The sequence below is a fragment of the Streptomyces sp. NPDC048650 genome, from assembly GCF_043199095.1.
GTDB lineage: Bacteria > Actinomycetota > Actinomycetes > Streptomycetales > Streptomycetaceae > Streptomyces.
Window position 1 is genome coordinate 129,772 of the sequence record NZ_JBICVM010000009.1, and the last position, 17,946, is coordinate 147,717.

Here is a 17,946-nt window from a genome sequence, read left to right on the forward strand (position 1 = left end):
ACGCACATGCAGCACGTCCTCGTCTTCGCCAAGACGGCCCACGCCAAGACCCCGTACGACCGCTGGCTGGCCGGCACCGGAATCGCACCGGTCATCCTCACCACCACCGACTTCGCCGCGGGCTACGCCCATCTGCCCCACGTGTACGCCTTCGACGACTACGACACCAACCAGCTGGTCGAGAAGACGGCCCTGCGACTGGCCCGCGACCACGCGGTGCGGGCGGTCTTCGCCCGCGCCGAGGCGGACGTGGTCCGCGCCGCCCAGCTGCGTGACCTGCTGGACCTGCCCGGTCAGCGGACCGCGAGCGCACTGGCGTTCCGCGACAAGGTCGTCATGAAGGACCACCTCGCCGGCGGGCCGGTGGAGATCCCCGCCTACCGCCCGCTGGACTCGGCGTACACCGCCGTCGAGTTCGTCGCCGAGCACGGCTACCCGGTGGTCATCAAACCGGTGTCGGAGTCCGGTTCCCTGGGGGCGCACATCATCCACGACGAAGCGGAGCTGGACGCCTATCTCGCCCACCCCTGGCGCGGCGCCAGCGAGATCGAGGCGTTCGTCCCCGGGCAGATGTACCACGTCGACGGTCTGGTCGCCGGCGGCGAAGTGGTGTTCCTGCACCCCTTCCGCTACCTCAACGACTGCCTGTCGTTCCGCGCCAACGACTGGGTGGCCAACGTTCCGCTCACCCCGCAGGACCCCGTCCACGACCGGCTCATCAAGGCGACCAAGGCGGTCCTCGCGGAGCTTCCCACGCCGCCGCAGACCGCCTTCCACGCCGAACTGTGGATCACCCCCGACGACCGGACGGTCTTCTGCGAGATCGCCAGCCGGACCGGCGGCGGGATGATCAGCGGCATGGTCCGGCACGCATTCGGCATCGATCTGGACAAGGAGTGGCTGTACGCCGAGTGCGGCCTCCCCCTCACCCTCGGCACCCCCTCCTACCGGCCCGCCGGCGCCCTGTGCATCCCGCCGTCGAACGGTGTGCTGACCCGTCTGCCCTCCGGCGACGAGCCGCAGTGCGTCAAGGAGGTCGCGCTGACCGGCGCGGCCGGGCAGGAGTTCCACGGGGGAGTGAAGTCCGGCCTGTTCCTGGCCGGTTACGTCGTCGACGGCGACACCGAGGAGGAGGTGGCGGCCCACCTCGAGAAGGTCGCGGCCTGGTTCACGGACCAGGTCGAATGGCGACCCACCGCACCCGAGGGAGGCGCGCGGTGAACGGGCACCGGCGCGGTCCGCTGCCCGGCCCGCTCGTCGGCACCGACTGGGTGGCGCCACGGCTGGGCACCGCGGGCCTGGTCGTCCTCGACGCCTCGATCGGCGCCCACCGGGACGCCGACGAACGGATTCCGGGAGCACGGCCCTTCGACATCGACGGCGCGCTGTCGGACCACGCCGGCCCGCTGCCGCACACCATGCCGGACGCCCGGCACTTCGGCCGCGAGATGCGCGCGCTCGGCGTGAACGACGGCGACACCGTCGTCGTCTACGACGCGGCGGGCATCTACTCCAGCGCCCGCGCATGGTGGATGCTGCGCGCCATGGGCTTCGACCGGGCGGCCGTGCTCGACGGCGGCCTGCCCGCCTGGCGGTCCGCCGGGCTGCCGCTGGAGAAGGGCGGGCCGGTGCCCGTGCAGCGGCCCGGCGACTTCACCGCACGGCCACGGCCCGGTCTGATCGTCGGCAGCGACGCGGTGACGGCGGCCCTGGCCGACCCGGCGTCCGCCGTCCTCGACGCCCGCTCCCGCGACCGCTTCTCCGGCACGGCCGCCGAGCCCCGCCCGGGGCTGCGCGGCGGCCATATGCCCGGAGCGGTCAACCTGCCCTTCGGCGACATCCAGCAGCACGGCCGGATGCGCCCGCCCGCGCAGCTGCGCGCCGCGTTCTCCCCGCTCGCCGGGGACCGCCGGCGGCTGGTCCTCAGCTGCGGCTCAGGCGTCACGGCGTGCATCCTGGCGCTGGGGGCCGCGCTGGCGGGGTACGACGAACTCGCGGTGTACGACGGGTCCTGGAGCGAATGGGGCCTGCCCTCCGACCGGCCGGTGGCCACCGGCCCGGGGAGCGGAGGCCCGTTGTCGTGATGGCCCCGCTCCTTGCCAAGTGGCGCACGTTCACAGGACTGTCGCCGAGCCTCAAGGCCCTCATCGTGCTGTCCTTCGTGGTGGCCCTGGGCAGTTATATGGTCACCCCGTTCATCGGCGTCCTCATGGTCGACGGCGTGGGCCTGGACGTCCGCCTGGCCGGTGTGCTGGTGGCCGTGGCGACGTTCGTCCAGTTCGGCGGCAGCATCCTGGGCGGCCTGGTCGTGGACCGGCTCGGCCTCAAACGGACGATGGTGTGCTCCCTCGCCCTGCGCACCGTGGGCCTCCTCCTGCTGGGGCTGGCCGTCAAGGTGCCGTGGGTCGCCTACCCGGCGGTGCTCTTCGTCGCCGCCGGGCCGGCGCTCTACCTCCCGGCGAACAAGGCGTACATCGTCACCTGCGTCGCGGACGACCTGCGGCCGTTGTTCCTCGGGGTCAGCAGCGCGGCCCTCAACGCCGGAATGGGGCTGGGGCCCCTGCTGGCCGCCGTGCTGATCGACGCGGATCCGGTGGTGCTGCTCATCGGCGCCGCGGCACTGTTCGGCCTGATCACCGTGGCGCACCAGCTCAGCATGCAACCCCTCGAACGCCCCGCCCCCGCCCCTGGGGGCACGGCGACCACCACGCCCGCACCCGCGGCAAAGCGCCGGGCGCTGCGCGGTGCGTTGCGTCCGGTGCTCTTCACGGCGCTGGCCTTCTACCTCTACTTCTTCTTCCAGAGCTTCCTGGGCCTGTACGCCGCCGGCGTGCACCACATCCAGGTGCTCGGCTGGGCCATGCTCGTCAACTGCACCATGATGGTGGCGCTCCAGCCACCCCTGTCGGGCTGGATCGCGCGGGCCGACTACCGCCGGCTGGTGGCCGGATCGTTCGCCCTGATGGCAGGCGGGACGGCGGTCATGTCCCTGGGCCACACCGCCGCCCTGCTGGGCGGGACGGTGCTGTTCAGCCTCGGTGAGGTCTTTCTCTTCCTGCGCTGCGACCTGGAGATGGTCGACCGGATACCCGGTAACCCGGCCTTCGCCTTCGGCGTCCAGCGGCTGACAGCCGGGGTCGGCGGTCTCCTCGCCGGCGTCGTGGGCGGCTTCCTCTTCGCCCACTACGAGGACGCACACGAACTGGGCATGTTCTGGGCCGTCGTCGCCGTCCAGTGCGCCGTCGCGACGCTCATCGCTCTGGTACTCGGCGGCCGCAGGTCCGCGGGGCGGGCGGCACCGGCCACGGATGCGGAACTGGAAGTGGTGTCATGACCGCCGAACACTCCCTCGAAACCCGGCTCGTCCACGCCGGATCGGACCCCCAGAAGCAGCACGGCTACGTCAATCCGCCCATCCACCGCGCCTCGACCGTGCTCTACGAGGACGTGGCGGCGATGGACGCCTCGCAGGCCGACCCCCTCAAACGGAGCATGCCGGTCTACGGCCGCTTCGGCACGCCCACCGGCCGCGCCTTCGAGGCGGCGCTGACGGATCTGGAGGGCGGCCACGACGCCGTCGCCACCTGCTCGGGACTCGCGGCGATCACCACGGCCATCCTCTCGTTCGTCCGGTCCGGCGACCACATCCTCGTCAGCGACTCCGTCTATCTGCCCACCCGGAGGTTCTGCGACTCCCTGGCCGGCCTGGGGGTGGAGACCGAGTACTACGACCCCCGCGCGGACAAGGACATCGTGGACCTGCTGCGGCCCCACACCCGCCTCGTCTACCTGGAGTCGCCCGGCTCGACGACCTTCGAGGTGCAGGACGTACCGGCGGTGACGAGTGTGTGCCGTGCGCACGAGGTCGTCACCGTCATCGACAACACCTGGGCCACACCCGCCTTCCACCGCCCCCTGGAGCTCGGCGCGGACGTCGTCGTGCACTCGGCGACGAAGTATCTGACGGGCCACGCCGACAGCATCCTCGGTGCCATCGTCTGCACCGAGGACACCTTCGCCGCGGTGCGTGGCACGGCCATCAGACTGGGACAGTGCGCCGGCGCGGACGATGTCTACATGGGGCTGCGGGGGTTGCGCACGCTGGGGGTCCGGCTGTGGCAGCACCAGCGGCAGGCCGTCGGCCTCGCGTCCTGGGTACGGGAGCAGAACGGGGTCCGCAGCGTGCTCTACCCGGCGCTGCCCGGCGACCCCGGCCACGACCTGTGGCGCCGCGACTTCACCGGCGCCGCGGGCCTCTTCGGCCTCGAACTCGAACCCGGCACAGGCAGGTCCGCCGTGGACGCCCTGCTGGGAGAAGTGCGGCTGTTCGGCCTCGGCCACAGCTACGGCGGCTACGAGAGCCTGATCGTCCCGGCCGATCCGGTCACCCACCGCCTCCCGGGCACCTGGGCCGGCCGCGGACCTCTGCTGCGCATCCATGCCGGCTTCGAAGCCCTCGACGACCTCAAAGAGGATCTGGCCAGGGGCTTTGACGCGTTGGCCGCCCATCTGCCCTAGGGCCTGATCCGAACGACAGGCTCTATGTGTGCTGTCCCGGGACGTCGGTGACGCGGCCGGCTGCCGATGCGTCTGCGGGTTGGCCGTTCGGATCCTGCGGGGGACCCGAACGGCCAACCCCTGCCGGGGCGACCTCACTTCCACGGGTCGGTGAACGACCGACCGGGCACCGGCTTGGCGATGAGTGCCACGGCGATGAAGAAGTTGACCTGGCCGATCGCGAACATCAGGGTGGCGAGCGCCTTGGCCTCATAGTGTGCTGCTGCCTGGGCGTACAGCTCGTCGGAGACCCTCTCGCCGTGGGCGGACGGCTGAAGGACGGCTTCCACGAGTGCCAGCGCGGCACGCTCGGCACCGGTGAAGTACGGCGAGTCCTGCCAGGAGGCCACCGACATGATGCGCTCCTCCGGCACCCCGGCCCTGTGCAGGAAGCCCGTGTGCAGCACGGTCAGGTAGGTGCTGCCGACGATCTGGCCCGCACGCAGCTGGACCAGGCCGATCGTGGAGCGCGGTACCGAACCGTTGCCGGTGACCTTGAACAGCGCCGCCGACACCGCCGCCAGCTCGGGTACGAGCTCCGCGGGGTCCTCGGCCATCCGCGGAACCATCGGGACCTCCGCCGTCGAACGTGTTTCCATCACCGTCTCCTTCGGGCCTTCATGTTGCTGTCACTGACCTGACGGAGCGCGACGGAGGGATGTGACCGACGGACGACAGTCGTTCGTGACCGCCGTGGACATCGAACCGACGGACAACCCACTCGCCCTGAAGGACTGGGGAAGCCGGGGAAGCCGGGGAAGCCGAGGAAGCTGAGGAAGCCGGCGGGTTGATATCCTGAAAGGCTTTCCACTCCCGTGGATGGTGTCCCGAAGTGCCGTCCGCGCCGGAGCCTGGACGGCGCGGTCGCCCTGGACGAAGGAAGGAGCGTGTCGCCGTGAAGTGGCGAACCCAGCCGCCCGCCTGGAAGGTCCGGGAGCTCGGGCGGCGGTTCCGGAAGGAACGAGATGTCCCGTACGGACAGGACGAAGCCGTTGTGGGTGCGCTCCGCGGAACACGACCCCCGGCCGGTCCACGATCACCGCTACGGCGCCTGCGATCTGCCGCCGAGCCCGACGGGGGAGGACGCCGAGGCCCGCTGCCGGTGGGAACACCCTGGCATGCTGCTGTTCGGCCGCACCTGCTGCTCGGGATGCAGCGTGCGTGGCTGCATCAAGGAGCGCCAGGGAATGGCCAGGACCAGGAACCGCAAGGAACGCTACGCAGGCCGGCGCGAGGCTCGCCGTGCCGCCGCCGGAGTGGACCGCGACTGACCCGCCCCGCATCGCCCAGGACCTGAAGCCGAGGCGGACCCGTCGGACCCGTTGCTTCTCTCGAACGGGGCCCGTCAGCCCCCTGACCGGTCGCCAGAACAGCGGTGTGGGCCGCCACCTCCATCGGGAGGGGCGGCCCACTGGCTTGGGCACACGGTCGCACCACCGCAACTCCGGCCCTCCTCATGCGAGTTGAGGGTGCGCCCGCTCCGTGGCGGGCGGCGCGAGTGGCGCGAGCGGCGCGAGCGGCGGTAAATCGCTGGCGCGGAGCCGGGCCGGCATGCCAACATCCCCGCATGATCTACGGAATCGAGACCCACCCCGCACGGTGAGCGCCCAGGAAGAGCGCAGCGCGCTCATCTCCCGGCCCTCCCTCTATGCCCACGCCCTGCGCCTGCACCGCGCGGAGCCCGACGGCCACCTTCCCCGGCGCGGCTACCCCCTCCCGGAACAGCCGGAGCGAACCGGCGCCCTCGACCAGGCGGAATCCCTGGTGGCGGTACGGGACGCCCTCGTCCCCCTGCTGACCGCCCCGGACACCGAGCGGGCCGCCGCGGAGGTCCATCTGCGCCTGCACGAACTGAGCGTGTGGGACCGACACATCCGCAACGCCATGGCGACGGTGCCCCTTGTGGACGAGACCGCGGCCCGTGCCCTCGGCCGCCGTCTGACGCGTGAGGGCACCAGCACCGCCGCCGTGAACGCCGGCCTCGCGCTCCTGGCCCGCGTCGGCGAACCGGAAGACGTCCCGTACCTGAGGGTTCTGGGGCTGCTGCGTGGCTTCACTCGCGCGGTCGTGGCGGTGCTCACGGCCCTCGACCGCCCCGCTGCGGCCCTGGTGTGGCTCACCGACCGCGCCGAGGGCCGAGAGCTGCGTCGTCTGGTGGAGGCTCTGGCCGCCGGGGACGACCGGGCCGCCCGCACTCGGCTGGCGGAGATCCCTCTCGACGCCCGTGCCACACCGCCCGGGACCGCCCGCCGGATCGCCGAGGCCGTCGGGCTCGCCGACCTCCTTCGGGAGGAACCGGCCGGTTCCCGGGTCGTGGCCCAGGCGGGCCGGCTGTTGTCACGGATGACGAGCCAGCGCGACTACCTGGCCGAAATCCTGAACTACGGGCAGGCCGTCGCCGCGTACGACGCCCTCATCCCGCTCGCCGCGCAACTGCCCCCGACCCTCGACCACTACGCGACCCTGCTCTCCCTCGCCCTCGATCTGCACAGCGGTCCCAGCGCGCTCCTCGACTGGCGGCCCGGACAGCGAGAGATGCTGCTGGAAGCGCTGGAGTCGCTCCTGGGGACGCCGTCCTGGGCGGCCGTGCCGGACCGCGAACCCACCGACCCCCTTGCACGCCGCAGGGCCCACTGGATACGGCGCACCGCACGACAGCCCTTCCGCCGGCCCGCGTCCTCGGCCGGGCTCCGGATTACGGTGACGGTGCGAGACCCCGCGGACGCGGAGACCGTCGAGACCCGCATCCTGATCGACGGGCGCCCCCTGGTGCCGGAGGCATTCGGCCGGGGACCGGGCAACTGCCCCGAGTACCTGCTCGACAGCGGCCGACTGCGGGCCACCGCCGAGCCGCGGCAGGTGCAGCTCGCCGAGGCGTACTGCACCGAGGGCTGCTGCGGCGCGCTCTACGTCACCATCTGCCGCGAGGGCGGGGAGGTCGTCTGGCGCGACTGGCGCTGCCCCTCCCCGCCCAAGGCCCCGCAGCCGCCGCTCCGGCTGTCCGAGTACCGCTTCGACGCGGCCGCCTACGACGCCGAGGTCGCGCGGGCCGAGCAGGACACCTCGTGGTCGTGGCCGGCCCGGTGCACCGCGCGCCGCATCGCCGCGGGGCTGCGCGAGCGGCCGGATCTCCTCGCTCGGTGGGACGCCCAACAGGGCTGGATCGGCACCGATTTCACCGACCCGGACACCACCGTGGTCTCCTTCACCTTCTGGCCGGGACTCGCCGCCGGACGGAAGCGGAAGGACGGCCCGTGGCTCCAGTTCCTCTGGAGCCTTCCGGACGACGGCACCCCTCCCGAGGAACGGGCCACCGCCGCGCTGCGCCGCCTCGCCACGGCCGACCCCAAGACCTACGCGGAGGTCAGGGGCGGCAGCCGCGAGTACGCCGAGCAGCTGGGCTTCCCGTGGCCGCAGGCGCGGTGAGACCGTACGGTCAGGCGGAGTCGAGCTCGGCGACGCGGTCGGCGAGTACGTCCAGCTGTTGGAACGTCGCGCCGAGCAGCGCCACATGCTTCCAGCGCAGGGTGCCGTCGGCGCCGATCAGAAACACCGCCCGGCGCACGCCGATTCCGGGCGCGGCGACGCCGTAGGCGCGGGCGACCTGGCGGTCCGTGTCGGCCAGCAGCGGCATGCGCAGGTCGTACTTGCGGGCGAACGACTCGTGGCTGTCGAGACCTTGGGGGCTGATCGCCCAGACCTCGGCGTCCTGCTCCTGGATCCGTTCCAGCCCCGAGGAGTACGAGCACAGCTGCTTGGTGCACACGCTGGTGTCGTCGCCGGGGTAGAAGGCCAGGAGGAGTGGCCGGCCGCGTCGCTGCGCGAGGGTGTGGTCACGGCGCTCGAAGGTTCCGCCGGTGAGCACCCCGCCGGGCAGGGTGAAGTCCGGTGCGGTCATGCCGTTGTGCAGTGCTGCCATCGTGCATCCCATCGGGTAGGGGTCGGCGGGCGGAGCCGGGCGTCGAAACGCCGTTGCGCGCTCCGCCCGCCGTCTTCGTCATGCGTCGGCGCTCGCGCCCCGGATGGGTGCGAGCGCCACCGGATCGTCCCGCACGGGAGTCTCCGGGGAGCGGGCCGTCCGGCGCGGTTTGGGTCCGGCCGGTATCCGGCGGGCCGCGGTGGGCGGCGTCGCGGTTCGGGACGGCGCTCAGGGCCGGAGGGCGGGGCGCCGGGACGCGAGTCGGCGGCCGGTCACGCCGGCCAGCAGCAGCCCGCCGACCATCGTGATCAGGGACAGGCCGGGGCCGGACGTCCAGTCGACGTCGGCGGCGCGGACGCCCAGCACGACGGCCACGCCGATCGCGGCGCCGGGCAGGGCGAGCAGGGCCGGACGGATCCGGCTGAGGTCGTCCTCGGCCAGTGCACCGAGGACGCCGACGCCGAGTGCGACCGCCCATACGCCCAGCGCCTGGGCGTCGGGACGGTTGAGGCTCCAGGGCACGAAGCCGGCCCAGAAGCGCGGTACGGCCAGCAGGCCCGCCCCGATGCCGAACCACGCCGATCCCAGCACGGCCAGGAGCGGCTTCGTCCAGCCGGGCAGCGGGGCGGTCCGGCCCTGGAGAGGCACGGCCGGCCTGAGGTACTGCCAGGCTACGCACACGACCGCGAACACGCCCAGCACCCCGAGGACGGCGATCCAGCCGAGGCTGAACATCACGAGGACCAGCGAGCCGCCCTGGGCCGCCTGGAGCGTTCCGGCGTTGAGCAGCGTGACGGTCAGCAGGCCCACGAGCACGATGGCGAGCGGGAGGACGAGGGTCCGGACCTCTTCCCAGACACGGGCCCGGCCGATCATGAGCAGGCCGGGCGAAACGCCCAGCATGGCCGCACCCACCAGCCCGGTGCTCAGCGGTCCGGGCGACTTCCAGGCCCCGAACACATGGCCCGTGAGGCTCACACCGGCCAGGAGCGCGCCGACCACGATGCTGATCACCGCGACGGCGGTGGCCAGCATCGCCACCCCCGGCGTCAGTTCGCGGCCACCGGCGGCCACGGACGGCCCGATACTGCCTCCGGTGCCGCCGGACTCCTCTGTCTCCTCGCCCGTCTGCGCTCCGTCACTCATCCCTGCTCCCTCTCCCGGCCGTTCCTCGGATGGCCCGGCAGCGGGCCCGTTGTGCCGGCTACGCGCTCGTCGACGAGACCTGCGGCGCGCGCCGGGTGGCGCCCGGCCGCTCCCGCTTGACCAGCTCGCGGCCGTACATGACACGCAGGCTGACCACGGTGGTCGCCGCGAACGCCAACATGCCGCAGCCGATGGCGACTCCCGCGGACAGCGCAGTCCGCGGGTCGAGCCCCAGGTACCGCTCGAACAGCAGCGCCGCTGCCGCCGAGAGCACGGGAGCCAGGCACAGCCCGGCCACATGCAGGCGCCACTCCTCACGGGCCCAGTTCCGTCCGTCCCGGCCCGCGCGCCGCTGGCGGACGAACATGACGGCGTACGTCGCGGCGTAGGGGATCAGGTACGCGAGCAACAGCCGTCGGCCTTGGGCACCCCACCCCAGGGCGGACCCGGTGATCCACACCAGGGCGATCGCGCCGGCGAGATGCGCCACGGCGAGGACGGGCCACGGCACCCAGGTCCCGGTCACCCCGGAAACCGTCGTGCGCCGGTCCATCGCACGGGAGGCGGCCAGCGCGCCGAACACGACCACGGAGCCGAGATGCATGATCGCGATGCGGTTGATGTCGGCCATGGACAGGCCCGGGAAGAACCACGGGAGCATGCCCCACTCGAGTCGCAGCAGCGGCGCGGTCATCAGGTAGCCGTAGCACAGCAGCATCCACCGCTGATGCAGGTCGGGGAAGTTCCCGACGGCGGCGAAGATGCCCCACGTCACGCTCATCACCGTGCCGACCAGGATGGTGGCGAGCACGATCCAGAAGGCCGCTCCGCTGAACGCGTCGCCGGGCGCGGTGCGCACCAGATAGACCGCGGCACCGGCCATCGAGACATAGACGGTGATCGCGAACACCACGCCCATGGCACGGTGCAGCCGGATGCGGCGCCGTACCGCCGAGAGCAGTTGGACCGGCCCGAGCAGCATGAGTGTCCCACCCAGCACCGAGTGGACGATCATCGCCGCCAGGCTGTGTCGGTAGGGCCCGATGCGGGTCGCGACGGCGTCGGCGACGTACCGCGGTGACACCGCACGGGTCAGGAACCACTCCCCGAAGGCCGGTGCGCCGGGGCGCGCGTAGGGCCACAACTCGGTTATCGCGACCGGCGCGTAGACCACGCAGACGACCACCACCGTCAGCCCGGCCACGCGGCGCCAGGCGACCTTCCTGAGACGGTTCACGGTGGCTCCCTCGGTCGCTGCCCTCGATAGTCCTGTCTGGACTATGGGGAAGGTAAGGGCGATCCGCCGTAGTGGTCAACGGCACGGACAGCGGCATCACGCATCGCGCTGCTGCACCCACTGCCAGAATTCGACCATCATCCGCTCATAACGGATCCCGAACTCGAGCGCCTCGCGCTGTCCGCGCGACAGCGCATCGCCCACGCCCTCCGCGAGTTCCTCGTAACCGGCGAGCCCCCGGCGGTGCTCGTCGAGCTGCACCGGGGCGAGCACCTCCGGCCGGGCCCCGAACCAGAGCTTCAGGATGCCGCGTTCGCGCGCCTCGACCGGCACGAACGCCGGGTCGCCGAGCCACTCGGCCAAGGCCGCCCCGCCCCGGGCGGTCAGCTTCATCAGCCGCCGGTTGCGCCCGCCCGTCTGCCGGACCTCCGACAGCAGCCCCGCCTCCACCAGGCGGTCGCACTGCGCGTACACCTGGGCGTGCGGCATCGACCAGAACGGCGCCACCGTGCGTGCGGCCTCGACCTTCACGTCGTACGGGCTGGCCTCGCCCAACTTGTCGATGATGCCGAGCACGAGGAACGAGGGCGTGGTCAACCGGAACTCAGCCATGCCGCGACCGTATCGCGGCGTCCCGCACCGGAACGCCGCCGCCCGGGAGGGGGAATCACTGCGGGGTACGTGCGGACGAGACCGTCACCTCGGACAGCCGGCGCAGCCGCTGGGTCAGCACGTTCGGTGTGATCCGCGCGATCCGGCGGCCCTGCGGCTTCGCCTCCCACGCGTACGCCTGGGCCGAATCCGTCCGCACCCGGCGGACCGTCACCGCGCCTTCGCCGACCGGGCCCGGCACCGGAACCCGGCGTCGTGACGCCGGCCGCCCGGCGGACCGGCTGTCGGTCCGGACCGGGCGGCCGGTGTCGTCACGGGTGGCGGTCGCCCCCGCGTACGCGACTTACTGGACGTCGACGAAGTCGCTGGTGGACGTCATCACCTGGGTGGTCGGCGTACCGGCGAAGGCATAGCGCCAGTAGCCGTCGGTGGCGGCCTTCACGGTCGTCTTCAGGTTGCCCCGGCTGTCCGAGGTGACGGTCTTGATCGTGCTGTAGCTGCTGGCACCCTTCTTGAGGAACTGCAGCTTCACGGGCTGCTGGGTGTAGCCCCCGTACTTGAGGGTGTCCCAGTTGGCCCGCGTCAGGGAGCCGGTGACCGTGAGGGTCTTGCCCTTCTTCACGGGCTCGGGCGAAGCGTTCGTGGTCAGTCGCGAGGCGCGCTTGACCCAGGCGGACTTGTAGGTGTTCTTGATGGAGAGGTCGCCGTCATTGCCCACCGCGGCCGCGTAGACGTGCCACCGGCCGGCGAGGACGTTGCCGTAGATGGTCGACTTCGGGTCGGCGACGAGGGTGACCGAGCAGGTGGAGGTCGTGGCGTTGACCTTCTTGCACGTGCCGTGGTCCGCGCTCGGGGTCAGAGCGCCGTCGACACCCTTCTTGGCGTCCAGATCGGTGCCGTGCCACAGGAACGCGTAGCCGTCGTATATGCCGGCCGGGTCGGTGGCGGTCACCGAGACGGTGAACGACTTCTTGAGGCTGGTGCCGACCACGATGTCCTTGCCGCCGTTGACGGTGACGTTCGTGATCTTGGTGTCGCCCTGCGTCTTGTCCGTCGCGGCACCGGCGACGAACGGCGCGCGCTGCGCCTTGGCGGCACCGGCGCCCGGGGCGTCCGCGGCCTGGGCGGCCGGGACGACGAGGGCGGAAAGGGCCAGGGCGCCGGACAGTGCGGCGGCAGTGGCACGAATGCGCATGTGTTCCTCGAAAGGGAAGGGGGCCCCGCGGTGCCATGACACACGGTCGGGCGGGGCCGGATCGGTCTGGAGTCCGCTGACTCCGCACAACAGACCTCGGAAGAATGTGAATGGTTGTACGCCGTTATGGACTTCCTGTGAACATCCACTGGCAGTGCCGATACCGACGCCCATGCCCACGTCCACGCCCCCATCCATGCCCACACCCGCACCCACGCCCTCGATCGCCCTCGACGTCCACGGTGATTGCGGCCTGTGGGGACGTCGCATCGATGGCGGCGGAGGAGAGCCGCCCTCGGCGGTTCGGTGTCACGGGCGCGAGCCTGTACTCGCACGTGAAGAGCCTTGGAGGGCGGCACGTCCGGGACGCTCCGCGGGCGAGCCGTGAGGGGCCGGACCGGATCGGTGAGTCGGTGGCGGGCCGGGCGGGGCGGGGCGGCGCTCGTCGCCTTCTCCGACGCCCAGCGGGACGGGGGCTGCCGCCGGCAGGGCAGGGGCCTCGACGCGCTCCGTAAGGACCCGGTCAGTGCCGCATTCGGCTTCTGGCGCCTGGGCTGATAGGGAGGGGGGATGAGTTCCCTACCTCCTGTTCTGACCGTGACCGCTGTCAGCACCGTCGAGGTCACCGACGCCCACGACGGCACCGACCCGGGCTCCTGGATGGTGATCGAGACCGCCGAACAGGGCCAGCTGCTGCTCAACCTGCCCGGCCCGCTCTACGACGCCATGGTGCAGGCGACCCAGGAACCCGACCACCGGCCCGGCCCCGGCCGCCTCGCGCTCACCCACGACGAGGTCGTCGCCTACCAGAACCGCGTCGATCAACTGACCAGAGCCCGGTAGCTCGCACGGAGAGAGCACCGGACAGCGCGGCGTCCGGTGCGGATATGTCGTCGGTGAGCGGCAAGTGGGGCCGGCTCGGCCCCCAGATGTGAGAGGGCGTCAGTTTTCCGTTCTCCCGGATCCTCCGCCGGGCCGGGGCGCGACGGAGGATCCGGTGCGGTGACGCGATGGTTACGCGGTGACGCGGTGGTTACGCGACGACGCCGGACTTGGCGATCTTGATCGTCGACCGGGTCTTGCCGCTGCCCGAGCCCTCGCCCTCGATCTTCTTCACGAGGTCCATGCCCGAGACGACCTCGCCGAAGACGACGTGCTTGCCGTCCAGCCAGTCGGTGACGATGGTGGTGATGAAGAACTGCGAGCCGTTGGTGTTCCGCCCGGCGTTGGCCATGGACAGCAGGCCCGGCTTGGTGTGCTTCAGCTGGAAGTTCTCGTCGGCGAACTTCTCGCCGTAGATGCTCTTGCCGCCGGTGCCGTCACCCCGGGTGAAGTCGCCGCCCTGGAGCATGAAGTTGGGGATGACGCGGTGGAAGCCGGAGCCCTCGTAGCCGAAGCCGTGCTCGCCCGTGGCGAGTTCACGGAAGTTCCTGGCGGTCTGGGGCACGACGTCGTCGTACAGCTTGAAGACGATCTGCCCGGCGGGCTCGTCGTTGATGGTGATATCGAAAAAGACGTTGTTCATGGATGCATCCTCACATCCCCACCCCCCTGCGAGCACACGAGGCCCCACCATCCGGCCGGTCGATATCGCCGACTCTTCGCGAAACTGGCAAGTCGGGCGAAGGGTGCGCATCGGGGAGAGGTGATCACTGTGCGTGGGTAGCCGACCACTGGCCGCCGTCCATCGGCTGCTGACGGAGGCCGGGTGGGCGTGCGAAGACCCCGTCGCGGTACGACGAGGCCTTCCGTTCCCACGGAGCGGCGTCAGCTTGCGGTGAACTTCTTGATCAGGCTCCAGATGACGGCGACCACGCCGACGGCCAGTATCGGCCACATCCACCACTCCATGGGGCCGCTGCTGCCGGCGTCGTAGGTGCCACCCGAGTGGTGATGGCCCCTTGCCAGGATGTGGTATCCGATGTCCCCCGCTGTGAATGTCATGGGCATGGACCCTAGATCACGTGGCAGGAAGCGCCAAATTCCCCCGGTGGCGAACCGGCCGGAGCGCGGGAGGGGCGACGAAACGGGCGATCAACGGTGGAGAGCGGCGGGCGATGTGCCGATGGGTGAGGGAGACGAACCATCGGGGGGAGCCCGCGAGGCTTCCTGGAGCTCTCCTCGTGCCCGACCTTCCGCGAAAAGTGAGCTCCGTTGAAAGCACTGCTCCTGACCCACGGTTCCCGGGGCGACGTCCAGCCCTTCGTCGCCCTGGCCTGCGGTCTGACGGCCGCAGGCCATGAGGTGTCGCTGGTCGGTCCCCGCGCCACGGCCGAAGTGGCGTGCTCCGCCGGCGTCCCCTACCTGCCCATCACGGACGGGCCGCTGGAACTGTTGAACGACCCCGTCATTATCGAGGCCAACCAGGCGCAGGGGCGCGGGCTCCGGGGTCAGGTGCTGGCCATGCGGTGGTTCCTACGGAACCGGCCGCGTTATGTGGACGTCCTGGCGGATCTGGTCAAAGCGGTCACCGCTGCGGGCCGTCCCGATGTCGTGGTCTTCCAGTCGTGGCTGCCGGCGCACCACCTCTCCGAGAGCCTGGGCGTGCCGGCGGTACCCGTGTGTCTGCAGCCCGGCTGGGTGCCCACACCCGACTTCCCCAATCCGCTGATGCCGGCCCGGGTCCCCCGCGCGTGGAACACCGTCTCGTACACCTTCGCGCCGATGATCACTCGGCTGCTGTACGGGCCCGCGGTGGAGCGGACGCGGAAGGATCTGCGGTTGCCGCGTCGCCGTGGACGGCACAACGTGCTGCTGCGTCCGGACCGCCAACCGGCCACCGTCCTCCAGGCGTTCGGCCGTCATGTGCTCCCCGGTACACCGCGCTATCCGGCGACCGCCCACACCACGGGTTTCTGGCACCTTCCCGGACCGGCCGACTGGCGGATGCCACCGTCGCTTCGCGCGTTTCTCGACGACGGGCCGCCTCCGGTGTACGTCGGCTTCGGCAGTCTGGCCGGACGCGACCCCGGACAGACCACCCGGACCGTGATGGCGGCGATCCGCAAGGCGGGGGTCCGTGCTGTGGTCGCCACCGGGTGGGGCGGCACCACCGAGCAGGAGGGCGCCGGCCCAGGAGGAGCCGATGATGTCTTCTTCGTGGATCAGGCGCCCCACGACCGGCTGTTCCCCCGGATGTCCTCGATCGTCCACCACAGTGGCGCCGGTACCACTGCCGCCGCGCTGCTGGCCGGGCGGCCGCAGGTCGTCTGTCCGTTCGCCTTCGACCAGCCGTTCTGGGCCCAGCGCATGCACGCATGCGGCGTCGCACCGCCACCCCTGCCGCAGCTTCGGCTCACCGTCGACGGACTGGCAGCCGCCATCCGGCGGTCCGTGTCCACCCCCGACCTGAGCCGGCGGGCAGCACGGTTCGGTGAGCAGACCCGGGCCCAGGACGGGGTGGGCAACGCCGTCCAGGTCCTCGAGGCAGAGGTGGCGCGGAGCGGCGCCGCGCCTCGGGCGGCGACGTAGGGACCCGGTGGCGGATGCGGGCCTCCACGCCCTCCCCGAGGTGCCCACGGGCCCCACCGGTCAACGCCCGTACACCCCGCGGCAGATGCGCAGCAGATCCGGCCGAACGCGCCCGGAGGCCATCTGGCACACCACCGTGCCGCTGATCGTCCGCTGCGGGCGCGGCGCGGCGGGTGCCCGGTGGCGCGGCGGCCGGTGCGCGTGCACCGGCCGCCGCTTGTGCACAGGCGCCGGCCGCCGCACCGAGGGGTGGCCGGCGTGGGGGCGCGGCACGGGCCGGGCAACCGACGGCTTCGGTCGGTGCGGCGGCGCGGCGTGCCGGCCATGCCGCGCCTTACGGGCCTTCGCCCCGCGGTGGTGCTGCGACGGGGTGCCGTGCACCATCGTCAGTTCTTCACGTGGCGGCCCCTGCGTGGGCGGGATCGGCGTCGCGGGACGGGCCGGGGCGATTGTCCGCCCGTCGGGAGCGAAGCGGGCCGGGCGACTGGATCGTCCGGTCGGGACGGATACACAACTGGTGGTGGTGAGGAGCGCCGCCACCACGACGGCGAGAAGACCAAATGGGCGCACGGTCTCAAGTTGTCCGAGGACGGGTGGTTGTCCAAACGACTCGCCGAGAGACCACGCGGACGAAGGACAGTTGCCTACCCGTCCCGTGACGCGGCCCTTCCCTTCCGGGGCGATCTCCGATCGACCGTGATCGAACGTGATCGGGTGTGGCTAAGGTGAAGTTGTGCTGTGATGCCGGCCCAGAACCCGGGCACCCCCGCGATCTCCTTCGTATGTCGCCTCCCGACTCCGTACGTCACGAAGGAGACCTTTTTCATGACCACGTCGACCGTCATCGATGTCCCCGACGCGTTCGCCGCGTCCTACCGCGAGAACGGCGCCGCGGCACGCGCCTGGATCGCCGAACTGCCGCGCCTCGGCGGCGACTTCCTGGGGCGCTGGGAGCTGCGGCTCGACGGGCCGGCCGCCCACGGCATGGCCTCGCTCGTCCTGCCCGTGCTGCGCGCCGACGGCGTGCCCGCCGTCCTCAAGCTCCAGCAGCTCCGGGACGAGACCGCCGGCGCCGCGGCCGGTCTGCGGGCGTGGCGGGGCGACGGCATGGTGCGCCTGCTCGATCACGACGACGACAGCGGCACGCAGTTGCTGGAGCGGCTGGACGCGACCCGGACGCTGTCCTCGGTGGCCGACGACCACGCCGCCCTGCGGATTCTGGCCGAGCTGCTGGCCCGCCTGACCTCGGTGCCCGCCCCGAACGGCCTGCGTCGGCTGTCCGACGTCGCCGCCGCCATGCTCGACCAGGCGCCGCAGGCCGCACCGGCGCTGCGTGACCCCACCGAACGACAGCTGGTGCACACCTGCGCGTCCGCCACGGCCGAACTGGTCGGCGAACCGGGCGATCGCCTGCTGCACTGGGACCTGCACTACGACAACGTCCTCGCCGCGGAGCGGGAACCCTGGCTGGCCATCGACCCCGAACCGCTGGCCGGCGATCCCGGATTCGAGCTGCTGCCGGCGCTCGACAACCGCTGGGCCGAGGTGGTGGCCACCGGCGATATCACGCGCACGGTGCTCCGCCGGTTCGACCTGCTGACGGAAGTCCTCGGCCTCGACCGGCAGCGGGCCACGGGCTGGACACTCGGCCGCGTGCTGCAGAACGCACTGTGGGACGTCGAAGACGGCAGGACCGCACTGGAGCCGGCGCAGGTGGCCATCGCCACGGCCCTGCTGCGTCACCGCTGACCCGTCCTCGGTGGCCCCGCGACCGCTGCCGGCCGGCGGTGGAGAGGGCGCGCCGCCGGG

19 protein-coding genes are annotated in these 17,946 nt (G+C 71.7%); 10 read left to right on the forward strand and 9 right to left on the reverse strand.

Features of this window, described 5'->3' with window-relative positions; all coding sequences use genetic code 11:
* Positions 1-6 precede the first annotated feature (6 nt).
* The 4 genes from ACGFML_RS25125 to metC are packed head-to-tail and all read left to right on the forward strand — an operon-like array spanning position 7 to position 4,518.
* The gene (locus ACGFML_RS25125) at positions 7-1,221 is read left to right on the forward strand and encodes an acetyl-CoA carboxylase biotin carboxylase subunit family protein (RefSeq protein WP_393547233.1); all 1,215 of its coding nucleotides are present in this window, start codon (positions 7-9) and stop codon (positions 1,219-1,221) included.
* Positions 1,185-2,084 (forward strand): sulfurtransferase, encoded by a 900-nt coding sequence (locus tag ACGFML_RS25130; protein WP_393547234.1) that lies wholly within the window; start codon positions 1,185-1,187, stop codon positions 2,082-2,084. The genes ACGFML_RS25125 and ACGFML_RS25130 overlap by 37 nt, the downstream gene beginning before the upstream one ends.
* Entirely contained in the window at positions 2,084-3,334 is a 1,251-nt protein-coding gene (locus ACGFML_RS25135; protein WP_393547236.1) for an MFS transporter, read from the forward strand. Before ACGFML_RS25130 ends, ACGFML_RS25135 begins: the two co-directional genes overlap by 1 nt.
* Positions 3,331-4,518 (forward strand): cystathionine beta-lyase, encoded by a 1,188-nt coding sequence (metC, locus tag ACGFML_RS25140; RefSeq protein WP_393547238.1) that lies wholly within the window; start codon positions 3,331-3,333, stop codon positions 4,516-4,518. Before ACGFML_RS25135 ends, metC begins: the two co-directional genes overlap by 4 nt.
* A gap of 134 nt (positions 4,519-4,652) precedes the next feature.
* Here metC and ACGFML_RS25145 read toward each other — a convergent pair whose 3' ends face one another.
* Positions 4,653-5,156, reverse strand: coding sequence for a carboxymuconolactone decarboxylase family protein (locus ACGFML_RS25145; RefSeq protein ID WP_393547240.1), 504 nt, complete (start codon positions 5,154-5,156; stop codon positions 4,653-4,655).
* Positions 5,157-5,522: 366 nt separating this feature from the next.
* Here ACGFML_RS25145 and ACGFML_RS25150 point away from each other — a divergent pair, with 366 nt between their 5' ends.
* Positions 5,523-5,828 carry a hypothetical protein gene (locus ACGFML_RS25150; protein ID WP_393547242.1) on the forward strand — a complete coding sequence of 102 codons (306 nt, stop codon included), beginning with the start codon at positions 5,523-5,525 and terminating at the stop codon, positions 5,826-5,828.
* A gap of 328 nt (positions 5,829-6,156) precedes the next feature.
* A complete protein-coding gene (locus tag ACGFML_RS25155) occupies positions 6,157-7,983 on the forward strand; it encodes a hypothetical protein (RefSeq protein WP_393547243.1) in 1,827 nt (608 codons plus the stop codon).
* Positions 7,984-7,993: 10 nt separating this feature from the next.
* Here ACGFML_RS25155 and ACGFML_RS25160 read toward each other — a convergent pair whose 3' ends face one another.
* The 6 genes from ACGFML_RS25160 to ACGFML_RS25185 form a co-directional block, all read right to left on the reverse strand.
* Positions 7,994-8,476, reverse strand: a complete 483-nt coding sequence (locus ACGFML_RS25160; protein WP_393547245.1) for a peroxiredoxin — start codon at positions 8,474-8,476, stop codon at positions 7,994-7,996.
* Between the two features lie 228 nt (positions 8,477-8,704).
* Positions 8,705-9,622 carry a hypothetical protein gene (locus ACGFML_RS25165; protein ID WP_393547247.1) on the reverse strand — a complete coding sequence of 306 codons (918 nt, stop codon included), beginning with the start codon at positions 9,620-9,622 and terminating at the stop codon, positions 8,705-8,707.
* 58 nt (positions 9,623-9,680) lie between these two features.
* Positions 9,681-10,859 carry a DUF2306 domain-containing protein gene (locus ACGFML_RS25170; RefSeq protein ID WP_393547248.1) on the reverse strand — a complete coding sequence of 393 codons (1,179 nt, stop codon included), beginning with the start codon at positions 10,857-10,859 and terminating at the stop codon, positions 9,681-9,683.
* 96 nt (positions 10,860-10,955) lie between these two features.
* Positions 10,956-11,471, reverse strand: a complete 516-nt coding sequence (locus ACGFML_RS25175; RefSeq protein WP_393547250.1) for a helix-turn-helix transcriptional regulator — start codon at positions 11,469-11,471, stop codon at positions 10,956-10,958.
* A gap of 55 nt (positions 11,472-11,526) precedes the next feature.
* On the reverse strand, positions 11,527-11,670 hold the full coding sequence (locus ACGFML_RS25180; protein ID WP_393547251.1) for a hypothetical protein: 144 nt from the start codon (positions 11,668-11,670) through the stop codon (positions 11,527-11,529).
* A 144-nt stretch (positions 11,671-11,814) separates the two neighbouring features.
* Entirely contained in the window at positions 11,815-12,666 is an 852-nt protein-coding gene (locus tag ACGFML_RS25185) for a calcium-binding protein (protein ID WP_393547253.1), read from the reverse strand.
* Between the two features lie 405 nt (positions 12,667-13,071).
* On the opposite strand from ACGFML_RS25185, the gene ACGFML_RS25190 reads away from it, so the two are divergent.
* Both ACGFML_RS25190 and ACGFML_RS25195 read left to right on the forward strand, forming a co-directional pair.
* Positions 13,072-13,224 (forward strand): hypothetical protein, encoded by a 153-nt coding sequence (locus ACGFML_RS25190; protein WP_393547255.1) that lies wholly within the window; start codon positions 13,072-13,074, stop codon positions 13,222-13,224.
* Positions 13,225-13,263: 39 nt separating this feature from the next.
* Complete coding sequence (locus ACGFML_RS25195; protein WP_393547256.1) at positions 13,264-13,509, forward strand: hypothetical protein; 246 nt, start codon at positions 13,264-13,266, stop codon at positions 13,507-13,509.
* A gap of 190 nt (positions 13,510-13,699) precedes the next feature.
* Here ACGFML_RS25195 and ACGFML_RS25200 read toward each other — a convergent pair whose 3' ends face one another.
* Together ACGFML_RS25200 and ACGFML_RS25205 are read right to left on the reverse strand one after the other, a co-directional pair.
* Positions 13,700-14,191 carry a peptidylprolyl isomerase gene (locus ACGFML_RS25200; protein ID WP_393547258.1) on the reverse strand — a complete coding sequence of 164 codons (492 nt, stop codon included), beginning with the start codon at positions 14,189-14,191 and terminating at the stop codon, positions 13,700-13,702.
* 242 nt (positions 14,192-14,433) lie between these two features.
* On the reverse strand, positions 14,434-14,610 hold the full coding sequence (locus tag ACGFML_RS25205) for a hypothetical protein (protein WP_393547260.1): 177 nt from the start codon (positions 14,608-14,610) through the stop codon (positions 14,434-14,436).
* Positions 14,611-14,820: 210 nt separating this feature from the next.
* Here ACGFML_RS25205 and ACGFML_RS25210 point away from each other — a divergent pair, with 210 nt between their 5' ends.
* A complete protein-coding gene (locus tag ACGFML_RS25210) occupies positions 14,821-16,137 on the forward strand; it encodes a glycosyltransferase (RefSeq protein WP_393547261.1) in 1,317 nt (438 codons plus the stop codon).
* Between the two features lie 825 nt (positions 16,138-16,962).
* Positions 16,963-17,886, forward strand: a complete 924-nt coding sequence (locus tag ACGFML_RS25215) for an aminoglycoside phosphotransferase family protein (RefSeq protein WP_393547263.1) — start codon at positions 16,963-16,965, stop codon at positions 17,884-17,886.
* Positions 17,887-17,946: the final 60 nt, after the last annotated feature.